Genomic DNA, 324 nt, shown 5'->3' on the forward strand with positions numbered 1-324 from the left:
ACCGGCTCCCCGACGAGACCTGGTTCTACCCCGGCCACGGCAACGACAGCACGATCGGTGCCGAGCGCCCTCACCTCGCTGAGTGGCGCGCCCGCGGCTGGTGAGCGCGTTCGGGCCGGACGCGCCACGTCGTCGACGACTTACCGCCTGAGGGCTGCTCTCACACGACGTCTCCGGGGTTGACCTTGAACTCGTGGTCGTCGCCACGGTTCATCTGCGCCTCGTGCAGGTCGTCACCTGGGCGCTGGCTCTCCGTTCCTCGGCGGCGTCGGCAAGACCGGGTCGGACGAGGAACTTCCGGACCCTGGTCGACGAGGTGTCGAC

Annotated in this window: 1 pseudogene; it reads left to right on the top strand. The window is 69.4% G+C overall.

Going from position 1 to position 324, the window contains the following annotated elements:
* Positions 1–104, top strand: a pseudogene (locus EKO23_RS26365) (MBL fold metallo-hydrolase); the annotation flags it as partial.
* Positions 105–324: the final 220 nt, after the last annotated feature.

Origin of the sequence: Nocardioides guangzhouensis (genome assembly GCF_004519545.1) — a bacterium.
Taxonomy (GTDB): Bacteria; Actinomycetota; Actinomycetes; order Propionibacteriales; family Nocardioidaceae; genus Nocardioides; species Nocardioides guangzhouensis.